This window comes from Streptomyces sp. NH27 (assembly GCF_056859195.1).
In genome coordinates this window covers 1-2,264 of sequence record NZ_JACEGK010000798.1, presented here as the reverse complement: position 1 = coordinate 2,264, position 2,264 = coordinate 1, and the positions used below count along the sequence as shown (strand labels likewise).

The 2,264-nt window shown below is 72.7% G+C and carries 4 protein-coding genes; 2 read left to right on the top strand and 2 right to left on the bottom strand.

Annotation, left to right across the window (positions count from 1 at the left end; genetic code table 11):
- Window positions 1–241: 241 nt before the first annotated feature.
- Window positions 242–871: a hypothetical protein gene (locus AC13HU_RS35960; RefSeq protein ID WP_483046196.1), complete on the bottom strand. Its 630-nt coding sequence runs from the start codon at window positions 869–871 to the stop codon at window positions 242–244.
- 164 nt (window positions 872–1,035) lie between these two features.
- Between AC13HU_RS35960 and AC13HU_RS35955 the strand changes: the two genes are divergently transcribed.
- Both AC13HU_RS35955 and AC13HU_RS35950 read left to right on the top strand, forming a co-directional pair.
- Complete coding sequence (locus AC13HU_RS35955) at window positions 1,036–1,305, top strand: helix-turn-helix domain-containing protein (RefSeq protein WP_483046195.1); 270 nt, start codon at window positions 1,036–1,038, stop codon at window positions 1,303–1,305.
- Window positions 1,306–1,369: 64 nt separating this feature from the next.
- On the top strand, window positions 1,370–1,711 hold the full coding sequence (locus AC13HU_RS35950) for a hypothetical protein (protein ID WP_483046194.1): 342 nt from the start codon (window positions 1,370–1,372) through the stop codon (window positions 1,709–1,711).
- Here AC13HU_RS35950 and AC13HU_RS35945 read toward each other — a convergent pair.
- On the bottom strand, window positions 1,698–2,246 hold the full coding sequence (locus AC13HU_RS35945; RefSeq protein ID WP_483046193.1) for a hypothetical protein: 549 nt from the start codon (window positions 2,244–2,246) through the stop codon (window positions 1,698–1,700). The genes AC13HU_RS35950 and AC13HU_RS35945 overlap by 14 nt on opposite strands.
- Window positions 2,247–2,264 lie beyond the last annotated feature (18 nt).

Sequence of the window (2,264 nt, the reverse complement as noted above, 5' to 3'; positions counted from 1 at the left end):
CCCCCTCATCCTCCCCCCGGGCACGGCAGCCCTGTACCGCCTCTCCCCCAACTGACCTTCTCCGTAGCGCCGTTCGTCACCATCGTCAGCGCGGCGGGCGCCGACTCGTCACGCCCCGACCGACCTGGTACCCGCCAGCAGTTCCCGCAGTTCCGTCGTGTCCGGGGTATCGTCGACCGCCGCGTCGAGGCCGCCCGGCCGGACCGCCCGAGCACGCCGCCCGGGGTGAGCGCCCGCACCGCTACCCCTGCTTCGCGCGTTTCCCCTTCGCCCCGCCCTTGGCACCCTTGGCACCTTTCGCGCCGTCGGCGGGCGGTTTCGGCTCGGCCGCCTCCTCCGGCGGGCACCACTGCGGGCTCTCCGTGAGCAGGACGTCGACCCGCCCGCGCAGGTCGTCCCGCTCGAACGCGTCGAGGCCGACGGGCGCCTGCCGCAGCACCGGCTCCAGCATCAGCCAGCGCTCCTCGACCCGCGCCGGGTTGCCGGCGGCCCGGCGGGCGGCGTCCGTGTCGCGCCGCTCCTTCTCGTCCACGGCGACCTCGGCCGTGAGCACCCGAAGCGCCTCCGCCGCGTCCGCGCGGCCGGCGGTCTCCAACTCCTCGGCGGTCACTTCCACCGCATAGGCGAAGCGGGCCACGGTCTCGCCGGGGACGTGGTACGGCACCTTCACCCCGTGCACCGACTGGTATCCACTGGTGACGACGCGCCACCACGGCTCGCTCAGCTTCGGCTTGGAGTAGCCCAGCTTCTTCACGACCGCCGCGCTCAACTCGGTCCGCGCCGCGACCTTCCGCCCGGAGAGGTCGCCCAGCCTCCCCGCCGCCGCCATGAGCAACTGCCCTTCGGGGGGCGGCCGCAGGCTCTCAGTCATACCGCGAGCTTCGCACTACTACGCACTCGGCGTCCAATTCCACGGACCGTCGACGCCACGATCCCGCGGCTGGCCTGCACGCCAGCGCATCACTACGCATCTCAAGTGCGTAGTACGCGCGTAGTTGCTTGATCCACGCCCTACTACGCGCTAGTTTGTCCCCCATGACACCCAGCCGCCGCTTCCGCCCGAGGCGGCTCTACCAGGAGCCCGAGGCGGTCACCTGGGCGCGGGAGAAGTCCGGGCTGACCAAGCGGGCGCTGGCCGATCTCGTCGGCATCTCCGAGCAGTTGATGGGCGAGATCGAGTCGGGCTGGCGCAGCGCCACCCCGGCGAACCTCCTGAAGATCGCCGAGGCGCTGAACTGCCCGATCGTCGTCCTGGAGCGCAAACGCACCGTCGTCAGAGCCGCCCCGCCCCACAACGCCCCCTGACCGAAGCGGCCGTGGCCGTACGACAACGGAGCGGGCCACCGGCAGTGGCGCGGGCTCGGCCGCTGTGCGCACTACGCGGCAGACACGCCCACCGCACACCGGAGGGCCGCGGCTGGTCGCTCCGCCGAACCAGACCACCTCGCTGACCACCCCCTGCCTCTCCGCCGACGGCGGCGGCAAGAAGCAGTCGATCACCCCGTGCGGCAACTCCTTCGACATCACCGCGCCCGCCCCGGACGCGGCCGACATCGGCATCTTCTCCTGGTCCGCGCCGTCTCCCGACGCACCTGAGCGCGGCCGGACGGGACCGCTCCCGTCCGGCCGCGCTCGGTCGTGCCGCGCTCTGTCGTTCCGCTCAGCCGTACCGCCCGGCGCGTGCGTCCGGTTCCGGTTCAGCCGGTCGTGACGACGCGGGCGGAGAGGTGGACCAGACGGGCCACGCCGAACTGGAGCATCAGCGGCAGCGTGTGCTCGGCGGTGACGCCGTGCACCGCGGTGAACGTGACGGTCGGACCGCTGCCGCCGAAGGTCACCGTCTTGCTGTCGGGCAGGGAGATCCCCGCGTCCATCAGGGAACCGGGATCGCCGATCTTGCCGGTGCTGCGGCCGGCGATGGCGCCGCGCCCCGCGTCCGGGGTGGCGACCATGTCGAGGTGCTCGGGCACCCCGCTGTCGTTGCGGATCCTCATCGTCAGGGTGCCGTTGCCCGCGCTGTCGAGGTGGGCGACGGCGTCGGTGATGGTGAGATCGACGTCGGCCTCGTGCACGATGGCCTGGCCGGGGGTGTCCGTCGTCGGAGCCTGCGACGGTGCCGCGTGGGACGAGGCGGTGGAGTGCGTGCAGGCCGTGGCGAGCGCGGTGAGGGCCGCCGCGACCGCGATCGCCCGCGTGGTGCGGGAGACTCGGGGGGATCGGAGGGCGGTTCGGCGGTTTCGGCGCATTTAGGCATCATGCCAAGC